The sequence below is a fragment of the Novosphingobium sp. FKTRR1 genome (assembly GCF_020404405.1).
Lineage (GTDB): Bacteria > Pseudomonadota > Alphaproteobacteria > Sphingomonadales > Sphingomonadaceae > Novosphingobium.
In genome coordinates, this window is record NZ_JAIZDA010000003.1 from 78303 (window position 1) to 98943 (window position 20641).

A 20641-nucleotide genomic window follows, 5' to 3' on the forward strand; every position below is an offset into this window, starting at 1 on the left:
GCCATGGCGCAGGAGAGGACATCGATGGCACGACTCGAAGGCAAAGTGGCGCTGGTCACTGGCGGAACCACCGGCATTGGCGCGGCAACCGTGCGCAGGCTGACGGCTGAGGGCGCAAAGGTGTTCTTCACCGGATCGAAGGAAGAACCTGCCGCTGCTCTGTGCGCCGAAACCGGCGCGCAGTTCCGCAAGCACCGCGTGCAGGACGCTGCCAGTTGGCCCGCGCTGATCGACGACGTGATCGCGACGTACGGTCGGCTCGACATCGCTTTCGCCAATGCCGGCACCGAAAGCGGCGATGCCAGCATCGAGGATGTCGGCATTGCGGGCTGGGACAACGTTGTCGCCATCAACCAGACCGGCGTGATGCTGACGGTGCAGAACGCCATTGCGGGCATGAAGCGCAACCCCGAAGGGCCAACCGGTTCGATCATCGTCAATTCGTCGATGAACGCCACCCGGCCCTTGGGCAACTACGTGGCCTATTCGGTGACCAAGGCGGCCGTGTGCGCGCTGGCCAAATCGGCGGCGGTCCATTGCGGACAAAAGGGTTACAAGATTCGCGTCAATGCGATCCTGCCCGGCGTGGTCGAAACCCCGCTGATCCAGCAGATCATGAACGCGCAGCCTGATCCGGTGGCTGCGCGCTCGATCTACGAAGGCATGGCTCCGCTCGGGCGCATGGCGCAGTTGGACGAGATTTCGGGGCTGGTCGCGTACCTCGCATCGGACGAGTCCGGGTTCATTTCGGGTGCCGAGATCGCGATCGACGGCGCCACTACCGCAGGGATGATGGGTGTATGAGCGATCTGGGTTCAAAGCGGCTGCAGGGCCGCGTGGCCTTCATCTCGGGCGGTTTGCGCGGCATCGGGCTCGCCTGCGCCGAGCGGTTCCTGGCCGAAGGCGCCGAAGTCGTGCTGTCCGACCTCGATGCCGCTGACAGCGAAGTGGCCAGCACGACGCTGGCCCGGCTGGGTCAGGCGGCGAGCTACATCAGCGCAAACGTGGCAAAGGAAGAGGACTGGGAACGCGCGGTCGCCACGGTCAAGGAGCGCCACGGCGCGGCGCACGTGCTGATCAACAACGCCGGGATCGACCTTACCGGCGCGGTCGAGACGTTGAGCCTTGAAGGCTGGCGGCGGATCATGTCGATCAACGTCGACGGCGTGTTCCTTGGCACCAAGCATTTCGTGCCGCTGCTGGCGGCCAGCGGCGCCGACGTAAAGGGTGGGGCCTCGATCATCAACGTCAGCTCGATCATGGGGCTGGTCGGTTACAACGAGGTGTCGGCCTACAACGCCAGCAAAGGGGCGGTGCGCCTGTTCACCAAGGGCATCGCCATCGAGTTCGCGCAGAAGAAGATGCCGATCCGCGCCAATTCGCTGCACCCCGGTTTCGTGCTGACCCCGTTGCTCAACGCCGGATTCCAGCGCTGGGTCGATGCCGGGTTTGCCGAAAAGCCGCAGGATCTGGTCGACACGATGGCCGCAACCACGCCGATCGGACGGCTGGCCGATCCGAGCGAGCTGGCTTCGGCAGCGTTCTTCCTGGCGAGCTCGGACAGCAGCTACATGACCGGTGCAGAACTGGTCATCGACGGGGGATGGACCGCACAATGACAATTGCACTCGACAACGTGGTCGCCGTTGTGACCGGCGCTGCCGGCGGCATCGGCCGCGAACTGGTCAAGGCGCTCAAGGCCGCGCACGCCACCGTCATCGCCACCGACATGGCGCCCGACGCCCAGATCGAAGGCGCGGACCTGTATTTGCAGCATGACGTGACCAGCGAAGCCGACTGGGAAGCGCTCGCCGGGATCATCCACCGCGATTACGGGCGGCTCGATGCGCTGGTCAACAATGCCGGCATCTCGATCGTCACCAAGTTCGATGAAACGCCGCTGAGCGAGTTCCATCGGGTCAACGCGGTCAATGTCGATTCGATCATCATCGGCACGCAAGTCTTGCTGCCGCTGTTGCGCGCAGGGGGGCAGGCGCGCGGTGGCGGTGCCTCGATCGTCAACTTCTCCAGCGTTGGCGGCTTGCGCGGTGCGGCCTTCAACGCGGCATATTGCACCAGCAAGGCGGCGGTGAAGATGCTGTCGAAGTGCCTTGGCGCCGAATTTGCGGCGCTGGGCTATAACATCCGCGTCAATTCGGTGCATCCGGGCGGGATCAACACCGGGATGCTGTCCTCGATCATGGACCGCTATGTCGAACTGGGCGCGGTGCCATCGCGCGAAGTGGCGATGCAGGGCATCGTCGCCAACCACCCGATCGGCCGGATGGGCCGCCCTGACGAAATGAGCGGCGGCGTGGTCTATCTGTGTAGTGACGCGGCCAGCTTCGTCACTTGCAGCGAATTCGTGATGGACGGCGGTTTCAGCCAGGTGTGATCGCGGGCAGGCAGGGCCTCTTGCCATTTGCGTGCGCGTCATTGCAGACTTCCGCCGACCAGACGGAGGGCTGCAATGACGATCACGATCACCGGCTTTGCCAGTTCGCCCGACCGAGGCAGGGGCCTTGCCCGCGACATGCGGGTGCGTTGGGCGCTGGAGGAAGTGGGTCAGGCATACGCCATGCGCCTCTTGTCCTTTGCCGAGCTGAAGCAGCCCGCGCACATCGCCCACCATCCCTTCGGGCAGATCCCGACTTACGAAGATGGGCAGGGCCTTGTGCTGTTCGAGGCGGGGGCCATCGTCCTGCACATCGCCGAAAACCACGTTGGCCTGCTGCCGGTCGATCCGCAGGCGCGCTCACGGGCAATCATGTGGATGTTCGCGGCGCTCAACACGATCGAACCGGTGCTGCTGGAGCGGGAAACCGCCATGCTGATCGAGCGCGAACGGGACTGGCACCACGAGCGCCTGCCCTTGGTCGAACAGCGTATCCGGGTGCGGCTGGGCCAGTTATCGGACCGGTTGGGGGATGCCGAATGGCTCGATGTTGAATTCAGCGCTGGCGACCTGATGATGGCCTCGGTGTTGATCCGCACGAAGTCATCGGGCCTGATGGACGCGCATGCCAACCTTGTCGCCTACGTCGCGCGGGCCGAAGCACGACCGGCCTATCAACGTGCCTTTTCCGCGCAACTGGCGATCTACGAAGCCTCGCTCAACGCGTGAGATAACCCGCTTCCACCGCAAGCGCATGGCCGGTGACATAGCTGGCGGCATCCGAACATAGCCATGCGCTGGCCTCGGCGACCTCTTCCGGCCTGCCGAAGCGCCCAAACAGGCTGAGCGCCGGGGCGAAGTCGGCCTCGCTGAACCCGGTTTCATCGAGCGCGGCGCGCAGCATCGGCGTGTCGATGGCGCCGGGCATCACTGCGTTCACCCGGATCCCTTGCGGCGCGCCTTCGATGCTGGCGGTCTTGGTCAAGCCGATCACGCCATGCTTGGCCGCGACATAGGCTGCACTGTTGGGCTGCGGGCGGACCGAACTGACCGAGCCGATGTTGACGATCGCGCCTCGGATGCCATTGGTCTGGGCCTGCGCCAGCATCTGGGCGATCTCGTACTTCATGCACAACATGACACTGCGCAAGTTGACGCTGACCACCCGGTCGAAGATGGCCATGTCCGCCTGATGGATCGGCAGGTTGTCGGGCGCGATGGCGGCGTTGTTGACCGCGCAATCAAGCTTGCCGAACGCAACGACCGTGGCGGCCACGAGTGCAGCGACTTGTGCTTCATCCGCTACGTTGCAGGTGGTTGCCTGCGCAGTACCGCCCGCGCTGCGAATGGCTTCGGCCGTTGCGGCGGCGGTATCGGCGTTAATGTCGGCAACCATCACGCTCGCCCCGCGCGCCGCCAGCAGGCGGGCGGTGGCAGCGCCCATGCCGACACCAGCGCCGGTGACAAGCGCGACTTTGCCTGAAAGGCTGACCAATCCTGCGTCCAACGTGCTTTCCTTGCGTGTTCTGCGTTACTTCACGTTGTCGAGCGAGCCAGCCAGCGGCAACAGGAAGTCCATTGTGTAGCGCGTCGCCTTCCAGCCTTCCGGCGTGCGCACCACATCGAAGTAATAGCGGCCGTTCACGGTCACGCTGTTGCCATCCTTGCCGATGCCAATGCCCTGAACATAAGCGCGGATCGAGGCAGTATCACCGCCATAGGCAGTGATCGCGAAGTTGCTGAGATAGTGTGCGTGATGCACGTTGTTGGCAAAGACGGTGGCATAAAACGCGGCAATCGCGTCGTGACCATGCAGGGGGGCAAGCCCGATGCCCGACAGGTCGAACACGGCATCGGCGGTGAACACGGCAAGGATTCCGTCGATATCGCCGATCGTGTCGACCGCGTGGGCGTAGGCGATCAGCAAGTCCTGAATCGCCAGCCGGTCCTCGACCGGGCAGGGTGCGCTCATCGGTCGGCTCCCGGCGCAACCGCGCCGACATAATCGTTGAGCAGTTCATGGAAGCGCTGCACGCGCTTTTCCTGACCGGGCAACAGGCAGCCCTTGAACCCGCGTGAATTCAGACCTTGTTGCTGGGTGGTGCCAATCGACAAGTCCTGATCGGCGACATAGCCGACCGACACGCCGTCGCCATAGACCGAATGGCGCTGGATGGCATCGAGCCGGAACGGGGCGGGGCCGACCGGGGTCTCGATCTGGTCCATGCCCTTGACCGGCGGGTAGAGGCACCAGTGCTGGAACACGCACTTTTCGGGGTCGGTCGGGTGCGGTTCGGTGCGCAGGATCTGGCACTGCTCGGGCGACATCGTCAGCGTCAGGTTGGGGAACAGCGTGCAATGGAAATAGTCGACCAGTTGCTGGTCGGTCATGTCGCTGTAGTCATAGCCACGCGCTGCGCCGTGTTCGCGCTTGGCCTTGATCACCGCTTCGCGGATGTCACCTGTCCGACCACGGTATTCGGTGGGATCAATCCCCCAGCTTTGCGCTGCTTCGTACAAGCCGGGCGGCACGTCACCGCTGACATAGTCCTTGCGCGTGGTGGCCTGATGGCCAACCATCCACATCGCGTTGTGCCCGGTGGGATACATCTCGAACAGCGTCGTCGGCAGGCCATCGTTGATGAAGGTCGCCAGCTCGGGGTGGATCGTGGGCAGGTGATAGCTCTCGTTGAAGTTGTCGCGGATGATCTTCCAGTTGAAGTTGCAGTCCGCTGACACGTTGAGCACGCGCACCCAGTTTTCCAGCTTGTAGCCGGCCAGCCGCTCGGGAAAGGGTGCCAGCCAGTCGCGCAAGGGGGCGACGTCATCGTCCATGCACCAGAACACGAACGGCCCCCAGGTGTCGCAGCGCAGCTCGGCCAACTTGACCTTGCCGCACGGATTGCCCCCGGCGAAGTCGTCGGGATCCTGCACGTGCACCAGCGTGCCGTCCGGGTCGAATTGCCATCCGTGATAGCCGCAAGTGATGCGCGGGGCCGAACCGACATCGCCCAACACCAGTCGGTTACCGCGGTGCGGACAGGTGTTGTAGAACGCCTTTACGGAGCCGTCCTGCTGACGGACCATGATCACCGATTCCTTGCCGAAGTTGTGGCGGATGAAGTCGCCTTCCTCCTCCAGTTCGGCCAGCACGCCGCCCAGATGCCAGACCTTGGGCCACAGGTGCTTGTTTTCCAGATCCATCCATTCGCGCGTGATGTAGCGGTCGGCGGTGATGGTATCGCCGCGCACCGCCATATCGAATGCGGGCGAATAGCGGGAAATCGGTTGTTCGACGGTCATTGCGGCACTCTCCCGGGACGGTGCGGCGTGGATTGCCGGACGGGCTTGTCCGTGCGATTCTTGTCGGCCATAAAACAGGCAGTAATGCTGGTTTTATTGCGGGAAGGCGGTGTCGCACTCAACCTGTCCTATTCGATAGGGGGGACTTCCGCGCCATCGTGCGCTGGTGGACGGAACAATCACCCTTTCGACCACTGGCCCTTTGAACAGGGGCAATTTTGTGCTGTCTTGACGATTGTGGGGGAATGTCAGTGACCGGCTCGACCATGCAGAAGCGGATGCTAGCGGCGATGCGCCCGGCTGACCTTGCCGCGCAACCGGCGCGCTGGCAGCAGCAAAAAAGCGCACGCACGCGGGCACGGTTGGTCGATGCGGCGATCGACTGCCTCGTAGAAGGTGGCTATCCGGGGCTCACGACACAGCAAGTGGCCGAGCGGACCGGCGTTTCTCGCGGGGCGATGCACCATCACTTCCCCACCCGGTTCGATCTGGTGGCGGCGGTAATCGAGCATGTGTTCTATCAGCGCATGCGCCTGTTCCTCGACGATTATCTCGCAGGTCTCGCAGGCGCCGAGGAAAGCGAACTGGTTGCCCTGGCCACAGCCGCGCACTGGCGCAGCGTACAGGGGCGCGAATATGCCGCCTATTTGGAACTGGCCGTGGCGGCGCGCACCAATGCCGAGCTGGATGGCGTGTTCGCGCCCGCCGCGCGCCGATACGATGAAGTGTGGATTTCGGAGATGATCGAATCGTTTCCTTACTGGCGTGAAAGGTGGGAAACGATGAAGCGCGCGCACGATTTCGTGATCGCGGCGCACATGGGCATCTTGTTGCAACGCCCGGTGGTTGGCGAAGAGCGTACTGCGCAGATGACCGACCTGATCGCGCACTTTGCCCAATCGCTTTATGCAATTCCCTGAAACCTTGCAGGCGGGCGCCTTGTTCTGCGCGCCCGCCTGTCGGACAAACCTGACGAGAGGAGAGCCGGAACATGGCAATCGTGGCAATCACCGGAGCAGCGCGCGGTATCGGGCTGGAACTGGCACGGCAACATGTCGCTGCGGGCGATCGGGTGTTGGCGTTGGCGCGCAAGGCCGGTCCTGCGCTGGACGAACTGGCAACCGCATCGAACGGCCTGCTGACGATCCACCTTGCCGACGTCAGCGATGACGCTTCTGTGCGCAGCGGCGTTGCCACGACGGGCGATGGGCCGGTCGACATCGTCTACAATGTCGCCGGGGTCAGCGGACCGACCGCTCCCGAGCTTGAGAGTGCCGACTGGGCCGCGTGGAACGATGTCTTTGGCGTGATGGTGCAGGGCCCCTTGCGCGTGTTGCAAGCATTCCTGCCAAGACTTGGCGCGGGCGCCAAGGTGATCAACATCTCAAGCCAGCTGGGTGCCTCGACCTGGCCGTATGGCGGGCATTATGCTTACGCGGCGGCCAAGGCGGCGCTCAACCGCCTGATGCGCTCGGTCGCCATCGACGTAAAGGATCGCGGGCTGATCATCGGGCTGGTCCATCCCGGCTGGGTGCAGACCGACATGGGTGGCGCGGCCGCTGATATAACGCCGGTTGAAAGCGCCACTGGCATCCGTCAGGTTGCGGCGGACTGGACGCTGGCGACCTCGGGCGAGTTCCTCAACTGGAACGGAAAGCCGCACGCCTGGTAAGCGGTGCGGACTTCGATCCGGCATGGGTGGAGGGGCTTCACGCCCCCGCGGTTGGTGTGCGCCTGCGAATACATTAGGCGGATGCCGCGCGCCGTGCTATTCAATCATCGCTGACGTTGGATTTCAGACGGGTATCGGCGCATTATTCTTCTCTTTTCCGGCACGATCTGGCCTGTCCAGACACTGCCTGGAAAGTGTTGCCTGACGACGACCAATTCCTTTCACTTGACGACATGAAGCGCATACCCGTGCCGCAATTTCGCGGTGCGGCTCCACTTGTTTCTTGAAAGGAAACGCGCATGCCCGTTGGAACCGTAAAGTTTTTCAATACCGACAAGGGTTATGGCTTCATTCACCCCGATGACGGTGGCCAGGACAGCTTTGTCCACATCTCGACCGTGCAAGCGGCCGGCTGGAACACCCTGAACAAGGACCAGCGCCTGTCGTATGAAATCGAAACCGGCCGCAATGGCAAGGCTTCGGCTGTCAACCTGGTTGCTGCCTGAACCGGTTGCCGGGGCAGACGCGTAAGCGCTTCTGCCCCGGCGCCACCCTCATCCCCGCTCCGCGAAAGGCGCGCTCATGGTCCTGTCATTCGAATTCTGTGAACGGCGGGCCGATGAAGCCGCAACAGCCGCTGCTGGATCGGCGCTGAGCAACGTCAAGGACCGCGAACTGCGCTCCGAAGCGGCATGGCGCGCGCTGGCCTACCAGATCATCGCGATTCGCAAGGCGCGCGAGGCCATCGAGGAACGCAAGGCACTCGAAGTGGCAGGTCTGATTGTGCAGGCCGACGCCGATGCGGACGACGACGGCGATGATGATGAGCCCGTTATCGATTGATGTGCGGCTGATCGTCCCGAACCGCTGACAACTTCCTTGGCAGAAACCATGAACCCCGGAAATCTCGCGATTTCCGGGGTTCGGTTTTGTCAGGACGACGGACGGATCGTCAGTCGACCATGGCGGCCACAAGGTGCCGCAGTTCCTGAGTGGAAAGACCGGCATGGCGCCGGGTCATCGGCCGCGCCCCAACCGGGGTTGCGCAGACCGTCAAAGTGCCGGCATCGGGCCAGCGAAACAAATGGCGCGTCTTTGCGCCAACATCATGCAAATTCATTCAAATCCTTCATGGCCGACACAAGGTGTGTCGGCCTCATTTCAAGTGTTCAGCGCCTGAAGCCGCCGCGCTTGCGAGGAGCGCCCGGACCTGCGCCAGGGGTGCGTTCGCGAAACACGATGCGGCCCTTGGTCAGATCATATGGGGTCATTTCGACCTGCACGCGGTCGCCCACAACGCTGCGGATGCGGAAACGCCGCATCTTGCCAGCAGTATAGGCGATAATCCGGTGACCGTTTTCGAGCATGACGCCAAAACGCCCGTCGGGGTAGATTTCATCAATCTGGCCGTCGACGGCAAGCAACTCTTCTTTGGCCAACGCGGGGCGCCTTCCTGCAATGCAAATGTCCCGCAGCGCGGGAATTCGCGCGGCAGGGCCAGGAAGCATGGGGAGGAAAGTCCAGCGAGAATGGCTGAGTAGTTCCGTCGCAGGCGACGTCAGGCAAAAGCTACATAGGTCATGCCTGCACAAATTGCAATGACCGCTTCATTGCCACGAGGCGATCGGCGAACAATCGCGTCAGCTGTCAAGCTTCGCCTGAGGACGGCTCGGAACCTGGCTGGCGGGCGGGGTTCTTGCCAGCGGCATGTTCGAACCACGCTTTTTGGCGACATAGATGCGCATCTTGCTGCGATCATAAAGCTGTTCTTCGCCGACGATGATCTCATCAAGCAGGCCCGAATCACCCATTGCCGAAAAGCAGCCTTCAGCGGAATCCTGATCGGGAAAATCGACTTCGACGATGAGATCAAAGTCGTGATCCATCGTCGCGCCATCGATCGGCTCAAGGAAATAGCGCTCGTACCGAACGGCAAAGTCGGTGAGCACGCGCTCGACGTTAGGGCGGTGGGTCGTTTCATAGTAGGCCATGAAATCGGACCGGCTCAACCCGGCCCGACGCTTCAGGAGAATGACCACGGTGAACCCCACCGGAGTTACATCTCCGGTTTGGGCAGCGTCTTGTCGTCCTGAAGATACCAGTTCAACCATTCGTGAAAATACTGATTGCCACGCTCATTGCGACCGAACACGAGATCATCATGGGCTCCGCTTTCCAGGCCCTGCTGGATTTCCAATCCGATCAGATAGTCCTCTGTGTAAGTCACGTCACGGAAAAAATTGATCGCGGTTTCCACATTGGCACGATCTTCCTCGTCCCGAATCGGATCGCGCCGCAAATAATTCAATACTGTACGGTTCTTGTCGGGCGTGGGTCCGGGGAAAAGCTGCGCAACTTGGGTGATTTCGGGCGCGATGAAAGCCGAGACATTAGGAAACATTATGCGCACAAAATCGAAGCCGTTATTCTCCTGATTGCCCCAGTCCTCACGGGGCACATCGTCGAGCGCTTCGGCAATGCGGTGATGTGGAAAGCCGATCCGTTGGTGCGGGCCGAAGCCTTCGTAATGCATGCAGTTTGATGGCGTGCGCGGAAAAATCGTTTCAGGGTGCAACGAAGCGAAGTGATAGCCCTCAAGGTAGCCGTCGTAAGCGATCTTCCAGTTGGCACCTTCGATCACCCGACTGCCAAGGTAGGTCCACGAACCGAAGTCGAGCGCTTCGAAGTCCTCAAGAAAGCCACGGAAATAGTCGTCAAGGTCGATCGGCGCATTGGGGGTGAGGACAACGAAGATCATGCCCGCCCGTTCTTGCGCAGGCAGTTCGCGCAGGCCCATGCCCGGCTTGTCGACATCGCCGAACTTGCTCGCCTCGGAAATGCCGATCAGCTTGCCGTCCTGACCGTAAGTCCAGCCATGGTATTTGCAGGTGAAGCGCGGGCAGTTGCCGTGGCCCTCGCTCGCGACCGGAGCGCCGCGGTGCGAACACACGTTCAGGAACGCGCGTACCTTTCCCGATTTGTCGCGATTGATCAGAACCGGCAGGCCGACCGCCTCCATCGCCTTGTAATCGCCGGGATTGGGCAGTTCGGCAGTGAATGCCAGCATCAACGGCACTCGCTTGAACACCAGCTCGATCTCGGCCTTCCACTGGTCGCTGTCGGTATAGCTGCGGGTCGGCACGCTCAGCGTCTTGTCGGTCAGGAAGGTTTGCTTGTTGGCGACGTAATCGCGCATGATTGCAGCGACTTCGCCAATGCGCTCGATACGGTTCATGGGTTCGGTGCCTCTCCGTGGCGGATTGTTGGGGCGGGGGCAGTCGCCCCATCCTTCGTGCAGGCGCGTATCATGCCCGCGCGCGGCGGGGCGCGGTAGCTGGCAAGTTTGGCAGGTACCTGCTTCTTTGACCAATTGGCGCAACGTCCCCGGTGTGGGCAAGGAAGCCGCCATGACACAGGCGATTGCAGCACCGTGGGACTGGGTGGAAAAACCCGCAGCGCACCAGCGCGGCTTTGCTGAAGCCTGGGCGGCAGCAGGCGCTCTCCAGACGATTGGTGCGCTGGCCGAGCAGCGGGCGGCCACCGATCCCGATTTCGTCGCGTGGATCGACGGCACCGGCCAGCTTACTTTCGCGCAGGCACTGGTGCAGGCGCGGGCACTTGCCGCCTCGCTCGCAGCGCGCGGGCTGGTCGCGGGCGATGTGATCGCGTTTCAGGTGCCCAACTGGCGCGAGGCGGCGGTGATCAACCTGGCCGCTGCGATCGGCGGGCTGGTCGTCAATCCGATAGTGCCGATCTATCGTGATGCCGAAGTCACCCAGATGCTGGGGGATTGCCGCGCGCGGGCGATCTTTGTGCCGCAGGTGTTCCGCAAGATCGACTACGCCGCCATGGCCCGCCGCGCGCAGCAGCGTTTGCCACACCTCAAGCATGTATTCACTGTGCGCGGCGAGGGGGAAGACGACTTTGCCGCACTGGTTGAGCAAGGACAGGCTCTGTCGTTCTCTCCCCCGACCGTCGATCCGCTGGCGGTCAAGCTGGTGCTCTACACCTCAGGGACCACCGGGTTGCCCAAGGGCGTGCTGCACAGTCATGTGACGTTGCAGCACATTGTTGCCCGCAGCGGTGAGCATTGGCGGCTGCGCGCGGGTGAGGCGACGCTGATGCCCTCGCCGGTGACTCACGTGTCGGGCTATGCCAACGGGCTTGAAGCGCCGCTGGTGTGCGGCGTGCGCAGCGTGCTGATGGAAAGCTGGAATGCCGACGAAGCGCTTGCCCTGATCGAGCAGCACCAATTGGTCGGAACGGTCGCGGCCACGCCGTTTTTGGTCGAACTGGCTGCTGCCGCACGCGCTTCGGGCAAGACACTGCCCAGCTTGCGTTTCTTCGCCTGTGGTGGCGCAGCGGTTCCGGCGGATCTTATTCCGGCGGCGAGCGCGGCCTTCGCCAATTGTCAGCCGTTCCGGGTGTTCGGTGCGTCCGAGGTGCCGTTGGTGACGTTTGGCTGGCCCGATGACCCGTTGCTTGCCGCCACCACCGACGGTGAAGTGATCGACTATCAGGTGCGCATCGTCGATGGCGATGATCGGGAGGTAGCTTCGGGGCAAGAAGGCGAGATACTGGCGCGCGGCCCGGCGATGATGTTGGGCTATGCCGACGCCGCGCAGACCGATGCCGCGCTTACCGATGATGGCTTTTTCCGCACGGGCGATCTGGGCGTGCTCGACGCGGCGGGCGCGTTGACCATTACCGGCCGCAAGAAGGATCTAATCATCCGGGGCGGCGAGAACATCTCGGCCAAGGAGATCGAGGACGTGTTGCACGGCCATCCGGCGGTGAGCGAGGCGGCAGTGGTGGCGATGCCGCACGACCGGTTGGGCGAGGGTGTCTGCGCGTTCGTCATTCTGTCGGAACCGGCAGATGCCGCGGCGCTTGCCGCGCATGTCGGAGCCAGCGGGCTGGCGCGGCAAAAGATCCCCGAGCGCTTTGAGTTTACCGATGATTTTCCCCGTACAGCGAGCGGCAAGGTCCGCAAGGACGTGCTGCGTGCTCAAGTGGCAGAGATTGTACGGCAGGCTACCTGAAACGCTTCAGCAGCTGGTCGAATACTGCGCTCTTCCGACCGTTTTGCCAAGTCTGCCAGCATGATCATTGTTTAGCCAAAGTTCTGGCGCGCTCGATACAGACCTTGCATTGAAACGGGTTGTCGCTTGATTGTTGTCAGGCGCTCAGGCATCCTTGCGAACAGCGTTCGTCGGTCGGCGATGGCTGGGGGGAAGTCGGATGGACATCAAGAGCTTTTCGCCGCTCTCGCTTCTGGCCGGGCTTGGCTTTGCGGTTATTGTCCTGTTGGTGTTGTCACCGGTTCCCGATGATGTGTTTGCGCCGGTTGCGGTCGGCTCCTTCCTCGCCGGGGCGGGAGTGTGGGAACTGATCCGTCGCATTCGCCAGAAGCCGGCAGCCGGGTCTCAAGTGGTCGAGAGTCAAGCCGGAAAGGGCGGCGAATGATGCGCCGATCACTGTCTATGGTGATTGCGGCCATGTTGCTGACCACCGGTTCGCTTACGCTTGAGGGTTGCGGACAGGCGCTAATGCCAGCGGCGGCACCTCCACCTCCACCTCCACCTCCGCCGCCACCTCCGCCGCCGCCGCCTCCTCCACCAATGCCCATTCCCACGCCTTCACCAGTCGTGGCCGAGCCTATGGTCGAGGAAGTGGTGCAGGGCTATGTCCTATCGCCCGATGATACCTGGCCCAAGGATACGGCGGGATACGGTGTGCCCATTTTCACCACGGTGCAGCAGGCGCGCGACTTTTGTCCGGCGTTCATCGATCACGTCCGCATCGTCGGGCCTTTGAGCGGTGCCATCAAGCTGCGCGTGACCGTAAGCGGCATTCCCACGCGGATCATCCCGTTCATCTGGCCGGTCCAGTCGTGGGGCCGGGGGGATCGGGTGGACTGCGGCACGCTGGTGGCGCGCTACAACTTCACCGCTGCGCGTGCCTTCTTCGCACAGGCGCAGCGCACCATCGTCCGGCTTGGTGGTCATCCCCCAGACAAGCTGGCGGGTGGTCCATTCATTCTGGCGCGACGACTGGACACCGACCGGATAACGGTGTTCGACCTTACGCGCATTCCCCAGATCGATCAGGCGCGCTGGATCGACATCGCGCTCGACGCCATGACGCGACAGCGCAAGGCAGCCGCACAAGTCGTTCGCCCGCCATGGCGCGACCAGATGCGCGCCTATGTGTTCAGGTCAGCGCCGAGCTGGAACCGGATCATCGCGATGCTCCTGCCCGCCTACAAGGCCAAAGGCTAGGCGGCGTGGCTCAGGTGGTGGCGACGGCCCGCAACAGGGCCAGAGCGGCAATGTGTTCCGGCCCGATCCCGCAGCAGCCGCCAAGGATCGTGGCGCCTTCGTCGGCCCATGCCCTGGCAAATGCAGCATAGCCTGTGGGCGTCAGGTCGGCGCGGATAGGGCTGAGGCCGGAATTGGCTTCGGCATCTTCGGCCATCGGCGGAAAGGCGTTGGCATAGACGCCGATGCGGATCGGACTCGCTTCGCCCAGTTCTGCGCTTGCTGCACGGACGGCGACCTGCATTGCTTCTGGCTGGCTGCAGTTGAACAACAGCGCTTCGGCGCCCAGTGCGCTTGCCAGCCGGGCCGCCGCGACAACGCTCTCGCCCGAGCGCAGCGCGGGTTCGGTCAAGGGCGCTTCATCGTGCAGCGTGAAACTGAGCCATAGGGGCTTACCCTTATCGCGCACCAGATCGGCGACAAGTTCGGCCTCGGCCAGCGCCGACAGGGTTTCAGCCTGCCAATGATCGACATACGGCGCGAGCCCTGCCACCAGTACTTCAAGCACCGGGCGCGCGCGGGCAAGGTCAACCAGGTCTGGACGGTACGATCCGCCGACCGGAGGCAGCGAGCCGGCCACACGGACCTTGCGCGGTGCCGCATCGGCCACCTCGCGCGCCAGACGCCCGGCCAGATCGGCCAGTTCGCGCCCTTGCGCGGCAAAGCGATCCTCGCCGATATGGAACGGCACCACGGCATAGCTGTTGGTGGTGATCACGTCCGCGCCCGCGTTCACGTAGCGGCGGTGCACCTCGCTGACGAACTGCGGCCCCTCGATCAGCGCGAGTGCCGACCATTCGGGCTGGCGGAACGGTGCGCCACTGCGGGCGAGTTCGCGACCTGTCCCGCCGTCGAGCAGAATGAGTGTGTCGGTCATGGTCTCAATACCCGTCCACCGCGCCCATCGGCAAGCGCGGATCGATCGCGCCGAACAGCGGCGCGGGCGGGATCGGTACCCCTTCGTCGTCCTCCTGCTCGGGCGGGGTGCCGATGATCTTGGCCCCGCCGGTCAGGATTGCGGCGATGTGGTTGCCGTGTCGGCGTTCCTGCAGGTTCTGACCTTTGGCCTTCAGCGCGGCGATGGTGTCTGCCGACAGGCCAAAGCGCTCGTAATAGGTCACGTCGGGCAGCCATTGCTGGTGCAGGCGCGGCGCATCGACCGCTTCTTGAAGGTTCATGCGGTAATCGATCAGGTTGATGAGCACTTGCAGCACGCCAGTCGGGATGCGGCTGCCGCCCGGCGTTCCCAGCACCGCGGCCAGCTTGCCCTGATACGTCACGATTGTCGGGGTCATCGACGACAGCGGCCGCTTGCCCGGAGCGATGGCGTTATTGGGGCCCTCGACCAGCCCGTACATGTTCTTTTCGCCCGGCTTGGCGGTGAAATCATCCATTTCATCGTTCAGCAGGATGCCGGTGCCCGGCACCGTCACCCGCGCGCCGAACCAGTCGTTGAGCGTGTAGGTCACCGACACCGCGTTGCCCGCCGCATCGACGATGGAATAATGGGTGGTGTTCTGGCCTTCGTGTCCACCGCCGACACCGCCAAGGCTTGCCGATGGAGTGGCCTTGTCCGGGTCAATCCCGGCACGCAAGGTTGCGGCATAGTCGGCGGAGATCAGCTTGGTGATATCGGCCTTGACGAAATCGGGGTCGCCCAGCGCCACGTTGCGATCATGGTAGGCGCGGCGCAGCGCCTCGATCAGGTAGTGGCTGGCTTGCGCCGAATGGAACCCGAGCTTGTCCATCGGATAGCCCGACAGCACGTTCAGCGTCTCGCAGATGACCACCCCGCCCGAGCTGGGAGGCGGTGCCGAAATGACATGATAGCCGCGATAATCGCACTCCACCGGCTTGAGATCGCGCACTTTGTAGCGCGCGAAGTCGGCCGCGCTGAAGATGCCGCCGTGCTGACGGCTGGCCTGCACCATCGTGCGCGCAATCGCGCCGGTATAGAACGCTTCGGTTCCGCCTTGGGCGATCGCGGTCAACGAACGGCCAAGATCGGCTTGAACCAGTCGCGCGCCCGGCGCCCACGGCTTGCCATGGTCAAGGAAGATCGCAGCGCTAGCGGGGTCTTTGGCAAAGTCCTCGGCCCCGGTGGCGAGCATCGCCGCATCGCCTCGGTCGAGCACGAAGCCGTGGCTTGCCAGCGCTATGGCGGGAGCCAGCAGTTCGGCGCGCGGGCGGGTGCCCCAGGTGGCGCGGGCCTGTTCTAGGCCTGCCACGGTGCCCGGAATCCCGGCCGAGAGATAGCCCCGCGTCGACAGTTCGGGCACCGGCTTGCCATCGGGCCCCAGATACATGTTGGCGCGCGACAGGCCCGGCGCGGTTTCGCGGAAGTCGAGGAAGTGAACCGAGCCGTCGGCCAGCCGCACCGTCATGAAGCCGCCGCCGCCAAGGTTTCCGGCCTCGGGAAAAGTAACCGCCAAGGCATAGCCGACCGCGACCGCCGCATCGATGGCGTTGCCGCCCTTCTTGAGCACCTCGACTCCGACTTCGCTGGCGAGGCGGTGCGCGGTCACCACCATGCCATGGTCGGCCGCTACGGGCACGCGGGACGCTGCAACGACCGGGGTGGGTACGGCCGCAAGGGTGATTGCGCCTGCGACAAAGCACGACATCGAGGCACGCAGCAGGTTCTTGAGCTTCATCGCAAATCCCATGGGCTTGGTCGGTCCGGCGCGGCACGGACCTTGACCTGCGGTATGGAATGGGCGGTGCGCGAGTGCAAGACCTCGCGCCCACGCGATCAACCGCTGGCGGCGCCGATGGCGGCGGCCATTTCCTCTCGTGTGGGGTTGCGGCGCAACGTCAGCCCGCCGTTCACCTGCAGGTTTTCGCCGGTCATGAAGCATTCGTCACTTGCAAGGAACACGGCGGCGGCGGCGATGTCATCGGACGTGCCCCATCGGCCAAGCGGATAGGAAGCGCGGAAGCTTTCAAACAGGCCGGGCACTTTCTTGGCTTCCTCGTTCATCGGGGTGTCGGTCAGGCCGGGCGAGATCGAGTTGGCGCGGATGCCCTCAACGCCGAATTCGTGTGCGATGCAGCGGATGACGTGGTCGGTTCCCGCTTTGGTGCCCATATAGGCCGCGTGGTCGTTGAGCATGATCGTGGCGGTGGCCGAACTGATCGTGATGATCGACCCGCCGCGCCCGCCTGCCGACCGCGCCATCTTGCGGATCATCGCCTGAAAGAACTGGTAGGGGCCGATGAACTGCAACGCGACCATCGCTTCCAGATCGGCGCGGCTGGTGTCGAGGAACGGCTGCAGCAGTCCCCAGCCGGTGGCATTGATGGCGATGTCGATCCCGCCGAGTGCTGTGGCGGCAGTATCGGCCAGTGCGGCCACGCTCGCTTCGTCGGTGAGGTCGCAGGCTGCCCAAAGACTGCCGGTTTCGGCGGCAAAGGCTTCCAGCACATCGGCCTTGCGACCTGAAACCAGCACCGTGGCGCCCTCGGCCTGAAAACGCCGGGCGATCACCTGACCCATGTTGCCGGGGCTGCTTGCGCCCATGATCAGGGCCGTTTTGCCTGCCAGACGTCCGGTCATTGTTCTGCTCTCCCGCTATTGCGACGAACAGCTATCATGCGTCGGCTGCGGCTTTTCCTGTTCAAAAGGGTAGTGCCCGCGCAAGCCGGGGCAGGGCAAGGTCGCAACAAAGGGTCGGTGCGATCACCGGTCGGGATCGAGGAGGTTGAAACATGGATCTTGGACTCAAGGGCAAGAAGGTCATCCTGACCGGCGGTAGCCGCGGGATCGGTCGCGCGACGGTGGAATTGCTGGCTGCAGAAGGAGCCGACGTTGCGTTCTGCTCGCGCAATGCCGAACAAGTGGCGCAAACTGCCGCCGTGCTGGAAAAGGCCGGTGTTCGGGTGTTCGGGTCGGCGTTCGATCTGGATCAGGGGCCCGACGCCTATCGCGCCTGGCTGACCGATGCCGCTGAAAAGCTGGGCGGCGTCGATATCTTTATCCCGATGATCTCCACGTCGGGTTCGGGAGCCACCGGCGACTGGCAGAAGGGTCTGGACCACGATATCATGGGTTCGGTCATCGGGGTCGAAGTGCTTGAACCCTATCTCGAAAAGTCGGACGCAGCTTCGGTCGTGATCCTTGCATCGACGGCGGGTCTGGAGACCTTCATCGTGCCGCAAGGTTACAACGCGCTGAAGGGCGCGCTGATCGTCTATTCAGGCCAGCTCAGCCAGGCCCTCGGTCCCAAGGGTATTCGCGTCAATGCCGTGTCTCCGGGGCCGATCAAGTTCACCGGCGGCAACTGGGATGTTATCGAAACCGCTGCGCCCGACTTGTACAAGGCGGTCGAAGCCGGCTTCGCGCTTGGCCGGTTCGGCGATGCCGAAGAAGTCGCCAAGGCGGTCGTATTCCTTGCCAGCCCGGCGTCATCCTACACCACCGGCACCAACCTTGTGGTCGATGGCGGCTATACCAAGCGCGTGCAGTTCTGAACGACAAGGCGGTCGGACCATGAGTATCATGCCATGACAATCGGGGCACGGGGTATCCACCATATCGGAGTCTCCGTGCCCGATCTCGCGTTGGCGCGGCGGTTTTATCTCGACCTGCTTGGCGGCACAGAGGTCGGGCCGCCGCTGGAATGGCAGGACAACTCGTTCATCGACGCAGTGGTCGGCTTGCCCGGCAGCGCCGCGCGCCAGTTCATGTGCCGGTTCGGCAACGCCTATATCGAAGTGTTCGAATACCTTGCGCCCCGATCCGATCCTCAAGACCCAGATCGGGGTGTGAACATCTACGGCTACACCCACATCGCCTTGCAGGTGGAGGACGTGCTGGCTTGCCATGAACGGTTGGTGGCGGCGGGAATACGGGTCCATACCCCACCCGCGATGGGCGGCATCACCGTTCTGCCCGATGGCAGCAAGACCGGTTATGCCGCCACCTATTGCCGTGACTGGTTCGGCAATGTCTTCGAAATCATGGAAATCTATGACGACCCGCAAATCCGCCCGGTCTGGCGCGCTGACACGGGCATAATTGCGGCGTCCTGACCCTTCCCACATGCAGTCGATGAGCGGTCCCCCGCCCGATCAATGCCTTACCATCGCCCCGCCATCGACCCATACGCCGTGACCCGACATGAACCGCGCGTCGTCGCTGCACAGGAACGCGACGACGTCGGCGATGTCCTGCGGCTGGCCAAGGCGGCGCAAGGGCGCCTTGCCTTCCCAGAACGTGCGGTATTCGGGCATCTGGGTAAAGGCGGGCGCGGTCATCGGCGTGTCGATCGCGCCAGGCTGCACGCAATTGGCCGTCACGCCGAACGGCCCCAGTTCGGCGGCAACCGATTTGGTGAACCCCAGCACCGCGTGCTTTGACGCGGCATAGGCGCACAGCCCTTCATCGCCGAAGCTCGATGTGGTCGAACCGATGGTGACAATGCGCCCCGCGCCGTGGGCCTTGAGCAGCGGCGCGGCATCGCGGACAAGGCGGAACACGGCGATCAGGTTCACTTCTAGCACCCGCCGGAAATAGGCATCCTCATGCCCTTCGAGCGGCTGAAACGCGCTGATCCCGGCGCAAGGCACCAGCGTGTCCAATCCGCCCATCCGGTCGAGAGCCAAGGCGACGAGCTCCGCATTGGCAGTCTCGCCGGTCAGGTCGGCGACGTAATCGACGTCGCCGTGCACGTCGGCGGTGACGACCTGCGCGCCGTCTGCCTTCAAGCGGGCCACCACCGCCGCACCGATCCCCGATGCGGCACCGGTGACGATGGCCCTGCGCCCGTCAAGGCGACCGCCCAGACGCTCAGAGACCATCGGCGATCTTCAGCACGAGCTTGCCGGTATTGGCGCCGCTGAACAGCCGCATGAACACGTCGTAGGCGTTCTCGAGGCCCTCCTGCACGTCCTCGTCGATGCGCAGGCGCCCTTCGGCCATCCACCCGGCCATCACCGCGCCACCTTCGGCAAAGCGTTCGACATAGTCCATGATCAGGTAACCATGGATCGTCGACCGGGTGGTGAGCACGCGCCACAAGTTGCGAATGCCGATCTTTTCAGGCGCATTGTACTCGCTGATCAGCCCGCACAGCACCACACGCGCACGCATCGCCAGATTGAGCAGCGCGGCGTCCATCACGTCGCCGCCGACGTTCTCGAAGATCACATCGACACCGGCAGGCGCCGCCGCGGCGATCTCGGCAGCGAGTTCGTCGACCGACTTGCCCTTGTAGTCGATGGCGACGTCGAAGCCGTAATCATCGATCAGACGCTGGCACTTGGCGGCGCCTCCGGCGATGCCGATCACCCGCGCGCCCAGAATCTTGCCAATCTGGCCGACTGCCGAGCCGACCGCACCGGCCGCGCCCGAAACCAGCAGCGTTTCGCCCGGTTGCGGCTTGGCGATATCGATCAGCCCGAAATAGGCGGTAAGGCCGACTGCGCCGAGCGCGGAGAGGTACTTGGACGGCGAATCGACGATCGAGACGTCGATCTTCATTGTGAAGCCACCGGCCTGGTTTACCGAGTAGTCCTCAAGCCCGTTCAGCCCCATGACCCAGTCGCCCACCGCGAAATCGGGGGAATCGGTGGCCGATACCTGACCGATCGTGGTCGCCCGCACCGGATCGCCCAGCGGGATCGGCGGCATGTAGCTGGGGGCATCGTCCATCCATCCACGCTGCGCCGGATCGAGCGAGGCATAAGCGTTGCGCACGACAAAACCGCCCGGCGGCGCGCTTGGTACGGCTTGTTCGACAAGCTGGAAGTCGTCGGGCACGGGGGTTCCGTGCGGACGGCGGGCAAGCAGGAATCGGCGGTTGGTGGCCATTGTCGTCTCTCCCATTTGGTACTGCATGCCTTGCATCCGACATGTCAGAGGGCACCTGTAACAAGTTGCAGTACGCCAAACGAGCGCATCCTGTCAGGATACTACTCGTTGGTCAGCCCCCAAACGTGCGCGGCCATTTC

25 protein-coding genes are annotated in these 20641 nt (G+C 63.5%); 13 read left to right on the plus strand and 12 right to left on the minus strand.

Annotation, left to right across the window (positions count from 1 at the left end; genetic code table 11):
- Nucleotides 1–24 precede the first annotated feature (24 nt).
- From LDN95_RS04090 to LDN95_RS04105, 4 genes are all read left to right on the plus strand, one after another.
- Nucleotides 25–804, plus strand: coding sequence for an SDR family NAD(P)-dependent oxidoreductase (locus LDN95_RS04090; protein ID WP_226016368.1), 780 nt, complete (start codon nt 25–27; stop codon nt 802–804).
- Nucleotides 801–1619 (plus strand): SDR family NAD(P)-dependent oxidoreductase, encoded by an 819-nt coding sequence (locus tag LDN95_RS04095; protein WP_226016369.1) that lies wholly within the window; start codon nt 801–803, stop codon nt 1617–1619. The genes LDN95_RS04090 and LDN95_RS04095 overlap by 4 nt, the downstream gene beginning before the upstream one ends.
- Nucleotides 1616–2395, plus strand: coding sequence for an SDR family NAD(P)-dependent oxidoreductase (locus LDN95_RS04100; protein WP_226016370.1), 780 nt, complete (start codon nt 1616–1618; stop codon nt 2393–2395). Before LDN95_RS04095 ends, LDN95_RS04100 begins: the two co-directional genes overlap by 4 nt.
- A gap of 75 nt (nt 2396–2470) precedes the next feature.
- Nucleotides 2471–3124, plus strand: a complete 654-nt coding sequence (locus tag LDN95_RS04105) for a glutathione S-transferase family protein (RefSeq protein WP_226016371.1) — start codon at nt 2471–2473, stop codon at nt 3122–3124.
- Here LDN95_RS04105 and LDN95_RS04110 read toward each other — a convergent pair.
- The 3 genes from LDN95_RS04110 to LDN95_RS04120 are packed head-to-tail and all read right to left on the minus strand — an operon-like array spanning nt 3114 to nt 5698.
- Entirely contained in the window at nt 3114–3902 is a 789-nt protein-coding gene (locus LDN95_RS04110; protein WP_226016372.1) for an SDR family NAD(P)-dependent oxidoreductase, read from the minus strand. The genes LDN95_RS04105 and LDN95_RS04110 overlap by 11 nt on opposite strands.
- Before the next feature lie 24 nt (nt 3903–3926).
- Entirely contained in the window at nt 3927–4367 is a 441-nt protein-coding gene (locus LDN95_RS04115) for a nuclear transport factor 2 family protein (protein ID WP_226016373.1), read from the minus strand.
- A complete protein-coding gene (locus LDN95_RS04120) occupies nt 4364–5698 on the minus strand; it encodes an SRPBCC family protein (RefSeq protein ID WP_226016374.1) in 1335 nt (444 codons plus the stop codon). Before LDN95_RS04120 ends, LDN95_RS04115 begins: the two co-directional genes overlap by 4 nt.
- Nucleotides 5699–5943: 245 nt before the next feature.
- Between LDN95_RS04120 and LDN95_RS04125 the strand changes: the two genes are divergently transcribed.
- The 4 genes from LDN95_RS04125 to LDN95_RS04140 all read left to right on the plus strand — a co-directional run bounded on the left by LDN95_RS04125 (nt 5944) and on the right by LDN95_RS04140 (nt 8213).
- Nucleotides 5944–6618 carry a TetR/AcrR family transcriptional regulator gene (locus tag LDN95_RS04125; RefSeq protein ID WP_226016375.1) on the plus strand — a complete coding sequence of 225 codons (675 nt, stop codon included), beginning with the start codon at nt 5944–5946 and terminating at the stop codon, nt 6616–6618.
- A 71-nt stretch (nt 6619–6689) separates the two neighbouring features.
- Nucleotides 6690–7370, plus strand: a complete 681-nt coding sequence (locus LDN95_RS04130) for an SDR family NAD(P)-dependent oxidoreductase (protein ID WP_226016376.1) — start codon at nt 6690–6692, stop codon at nt 7368–7370.
- A gap of 299 nt (nt 7371–7669) precedes the next feature.
- The gene (locus tag LDN95_RS04135) at nt 7670–7876 is read left to right on the plus strand and encodes a cold-shock protein (RefSeq protein WP_226016377.1); all 207 of its coding nucleotides are present in this window, start codon (nt 7670–7672) and stop codon (nt 7874–7876) included.
- A gap of 76 nt (nt 7877–7952) precedes the next feature.
- Nucleotides 7953–8213: a hypothetical protein gene (locus LDN95_RS04140; protein ID WP_226016378.1), complete on the plus strand. Its 261-nt coding sequence runs from the start codon at nt 7953–7955 to the stop codon at nt 8211–8213.
- Nucleotides 8214–8322: 109 nt separating this feature from the next.
- Here the strand turns inward: LDN95_RS04140 and LDN95_RS04145 are convergent, their stop codons facing one another.
- The 4 genes from LDN95_RS04145 to LDN95_RS04160 form a co-directional block, all read right to left on the minus strand.
- On the minus strand, nt 8323–8490 hold the full coding sequence (locus LDN95_RS04145; RefSeq protein ID WP_226016379.1) for a hypothetical protein: 168 nt from the start codon (nt 8488–8490) through the stop codon (nt 8323–8325).
- A 49-nt stretch (nt 8491–8539) separates the two neighbouring features.
- Nucleotides 8540–8809 (minus strand): translation initiation factor IF-1, encoded by a 270-nt coding sequence (infA, locus tag LDN95_RS04150; RefSeq protein WP_226016380.1) that lies wholly within the window; start codon nt 8807–8809, stop codon nt 8540–8542.
- 201 nt (nt 8810–9010) lie between these two features.
- Nucleotides 9011–9409 carry an EthD domain-containing protein gene (locus LDN95_RS04155; protein ID WP_226016381.1) on the minus strand — a complete coding sequence of 133 codons (399 nt, stop codon included), beginning with the start codon at nt 9407–9409 and terminating at the stop codon, nt 9011–9013.
- A gap of 17 nt (nt 9410–9426) precedes the next feature.
- On the minus strand, nt 9427–10605 hold the full coding sequence (locus LDN95_RS04160) for an aromatic ring-hydroxylating dioxygenase subunit alpha (RefSeq protein ID WP_226016382.1): 1179 nt from the start codon (nt 10603–10605) through the stop codon (nt 9427–9429).
- 172 nt (nt 10606–10777) lie between these two features.
- Between LDN95_RS04160 and LDN95_RS04165 the strand changes: the two genes are divergently transcribed.
- The 3 genes from LDN95_RS04165 to LDN95_RS04175 all read left to right on the plus strand — a co-directional run bounded on the left by LDN95_RS04165 (nt 10778) and on the right by LDN95_RS04175 (nt 13651).
- Nucleotides 10778–12412, plus strand: coding sequence for an AMP-binding protein (locus LDN95_RS04165; protein WP_226016383.1), 1635 nt, complete (start codon nt 10778–10780; stop codon nt 12410–12412).
- A 199-nt stretch (nt 12413–12611) separates the two neighbouring features.
- Complete coding sequence (locus tag LDN95_RS04170) at nt 12612–12836, plus strand: hypothetical protein (RefSeq protein ID WP_226016384.1); 225 nt, start codon at nt 12612–12614, stop codon at nt 12834–12836.
- Between the two features lie 155 nt (nt 12837–12991).
- Nucleotides 12992–13651, plus strand: a complete 660-nt coding sequence (locus LDN95_RS04175; protein WP_226016385.1) for a hypothetical protein — start codon at nt 12992–12994, stop codon at nt 13649–13651.
- Nucleotides 13652–13661: 10 nt separating this feature from the next.
- Here the strand turns inward: LDN95_RS04175 and LDN95_RS04180 are convergent, their stop codons facing one another.
- From LDN95_RS04180 to LDN95_RS04190, 3 genes are all read right to left on the minus strand, one after another.
- A complete protein-coding gene (locus LDN95_RS04180) occupies nt 13662–14567 on the minus strand; it encodes a homocysteine S-methyltransferase family protein (protein WP_226016386.1) in 906 nt (301 codons plus the stop codon).
- A 4-nt stretch (nt 14568–14571) separates the two neighbouring features.
- Complete coding sequence (ggt, locus tag LDN95_RS04185) at nt 14572–16344, minus strand: gamma-glutamyltransferase (protein WP_226016387.1); 1773 nt, start codon at nt 16342–16344, stop codon at nt 14572–14574.
- A 98-nt stretch (nt 16345–16442) separates the two neighbouring features.
- Nucleotides 16443–17246 (minus strand): SDR family oxidoreductase, encoded by an 804-nt coding sequence (locus tag LDN95_RS04190; RefSeq protein ID WP_226016388.1) that lies wholly within the window; start codon nt 17244–17246, stop codon nt 16443–16445.
- Between the two features lie 152 nt (nt 17247–17398).
- Between LDN95_RS04190 and LDN95_RS04195 the strand changes: the two genes are divergently transcribed.
- Both LDN95_RS04195 and LDN95_RS04200 read left to right on the plus strand, forming a co-directional pair.
- The gene (locus LDN95_RS04195) at nt 17399–18160 is read left to right on the plus strand and encodes an SDR family NAD(P)-dependent oxidoreductase (RefSeq protein ID WP_226016389.1); all 762 of its coding nucleotides are present in this window, start codon (nt 17399–17401) and stop codon (nt 18158–18160) included.
- 33 nt (nt 18161–18193) lie between these two features.
- Nucleotides 18194–18721, plus strand: coding sequence for a VOC family protein (locus LDN95_RS04200; protein ID WP_226016390.1), 528 nt, complete (start codon nt 18194–18196; stop codon nt 18719–18721).
- Nucleotides 18722–18760: 39 nt separating this feature from the next.
- Here the strand turns inward: LDN95_RS04200 and LDN95_RS04205 are convergent, their stop codons facing one another.
- Together LDN95_RS04205 and LDN95_RS04210 are read right to left on the minus strand one after the other, a co-directional pair.
- Complete coding sequence (locus LDN95_RS04205; RefSeq protein WP_226016391.1) at nt 18761–19489, minus strand: SDR family NAD(P)-dependent oxidoreductase; 729 nt, start codon at nt 19487–19489, stop codon at nt 18761–18763.
- Complete coding sequence (locus LDN95_RS04210) at nt 19479–20501, minus strand: NADP-dependent oxidoreductase (protein WP_226016392.1); 1023 nt, start codon at nt 20499–20501, stop codon at nt 19479–19481. The genes LDN95_RS04205 and LDN95_RS04210 overlap by 11 nt, the downstream gene beginning before the upstream one ends.
- Nucleotides 20502–20641: the final 140 nt, after the last annotated feature.

What these genes read in the sequence shown, in the direction of transcription:
- LDN95_RS04090 (WP_226016368.1), top strand. Translation starts at nt 25, where the DNA reads ATGGCACGACTCGAAGGCAAAGTGGCGCTGGTCACTGGCGGAACCACC.
- LDN95_RS04095 (WP_226016369.1), top strand. Translation starts at nt 801, where the DNA reads ATGAGCGATCTGGGTTCAAAGCGGCTGCAGGGCCGCGTGGCCTTCATC.
- LDN95_RS04100 (WP_226016370.1), top strand. Translation starts at nt 1,616, where the DNA reads ATGACAATTGCACTCGACAACGTGGTCGCCGTTGTGACCGGCGCTGCC.
- LDN95_RS04105 (WP_226016371.1), top strand. Translation starts at nt 2,471, where the DNA reads ATGACGATCACGATCACCGGCTTTGCCAGTTCGCCCGACCGAGGCAGG.
- LDN95_RS04115 (WP_226016373.1), bottom strand. Translation starts at nt 4,367, where the DNA reads ATGAGCGCACCCTGCCCGGTCGAGGACCGGCTGGCGATTCAGGACTTG.
- LDN95_RS04120 (WP_226016374.1), bottom strand. Translation starts at nt 5,698, where the DNA reads ATGACCGTCGAACAACCGATTTCCCGCTATTCGCCCGCATTCGATATG.
- LDN95_RS04125 (WP_226016375.1), top strand. Translation starts at nt 5,944, where the DNA reads ATGTCAGTGACCGGCTCGACCATGCAGAAGCGGATGCTAGCGGCGATG.
- LDN95_RS04130 (WP_226016376.1), top strand. Translation starts at nt 6,690, where the DNA reads ATGGCAATCGTGGCAATCACCGGAGCAGCGCGCGGTATCGGGCTGGAA.
- LDN95_RS04135 (WP_226016377.1), top strand. Translation starts at nt 7,670, where the DNA reads ATGCCCGTTGGAACCGTAAAGTTTTTCAATACCGACAAGGGTTATGGC.
- LDN95_RS04140 (WP_226016378.1), top strand. Translation starts at nt 7,953, where the DNA reads ATGGTCCTGTCATTCGAATTCTGTGAACGGCGGGCCGATGAAGCCGCA.
- LDN95_RS04145 (WP_226016379.1), bottom strand. Translation starts at nt 8,490, where the DNA reads ATGAATTTGCATGATGTTGGCGCAAAGACGCGCCATTTGTTTCGCTGG.
- LDN95_RS04160 (WP_226016382.1), bottom strand. Translation starts at nt 10,605, where the DNA reads ATGAACCGTATCGAGCGCATTGGCGAAGTCGCTGCAATCATGCGCGAT.
- LDN95_RS04165 (WP_226016383.1), top strand. Translation starts at nt 10,778, where the DNA reads ATGACACAGGCGATTGCAGCACCGTGGGACTGGGTGGAAAAACCCGCA.
- LDN95_RS04170 (WP_226016384.1), top strand. Translation starts at nt 12,612, where the DNA reads ATGGACATCAAGAGCTTTTCGCCGCTCTCGCTTCTGGCCGGGCTTGGC.
- LDN95_RS04175 (WP_226016385.1), top strand. Translation starts at nt 12,992, where the DNA reads ATGCCCATTCCCACGCCTTCACCAGTCGTGGCCGAGCCTATGGTCGAG.
- LDN95_RS04180 (WP_226016386.1), bottom strand. Translation starts at nt 14,567, where the DNA reads ATGACCGACACACTCATTCTGCTCGACGGCGGGACAGGTCGCGAACTC.
- ggt (WP_226016387.1), bottom strand. Translation starts at nt 16,344, where the DNA reads ATGAAGCTCAAGAACCTGCTGCGTGCCTCGATGTCGTGCTTTGTCGCA.
- LDN95_RS04190 (WP_226016388.1), bottom strand. Translation starts at nt 17,246, where the DNA reads ATGACCGGACGTCTGGCAGGCAAAACGGCCCTGATCATGGGCGCAAGC.
- LDN95_RS04195 (WP_226016389.1), top strand. Translation starts at nt 17,399, where the DNA reads ATGGATCTTGGACTCAAGGGCAAGAAGGTCATCCTGACCGGCGGTAGC.
- LDN95_RS04200 (WP_226016390.1), top strand. Translation starts at nt 18,194, where the DNA reads ATGACAATCGGGGCACGGGGTATCCACCATATCGGAGTCTCCGTGCCC.
- LDN95_RS04205 (WP_226016391.1), bottom strand. Translation starts at nt 19,489, where the DNA reads ATGGTCTCTGAGCGTCTGGGCGGTCGCCTTGACGGGCGCAGGGCCATC.
- LDN95_RS04210 (WP_226016392.1), bottom strand. Translation starts at nt 20,501, where the DNA reads ATGGCCACCAACCGCCGATTCCTGCTTGCCCGCCGTCCGCACGGAACC.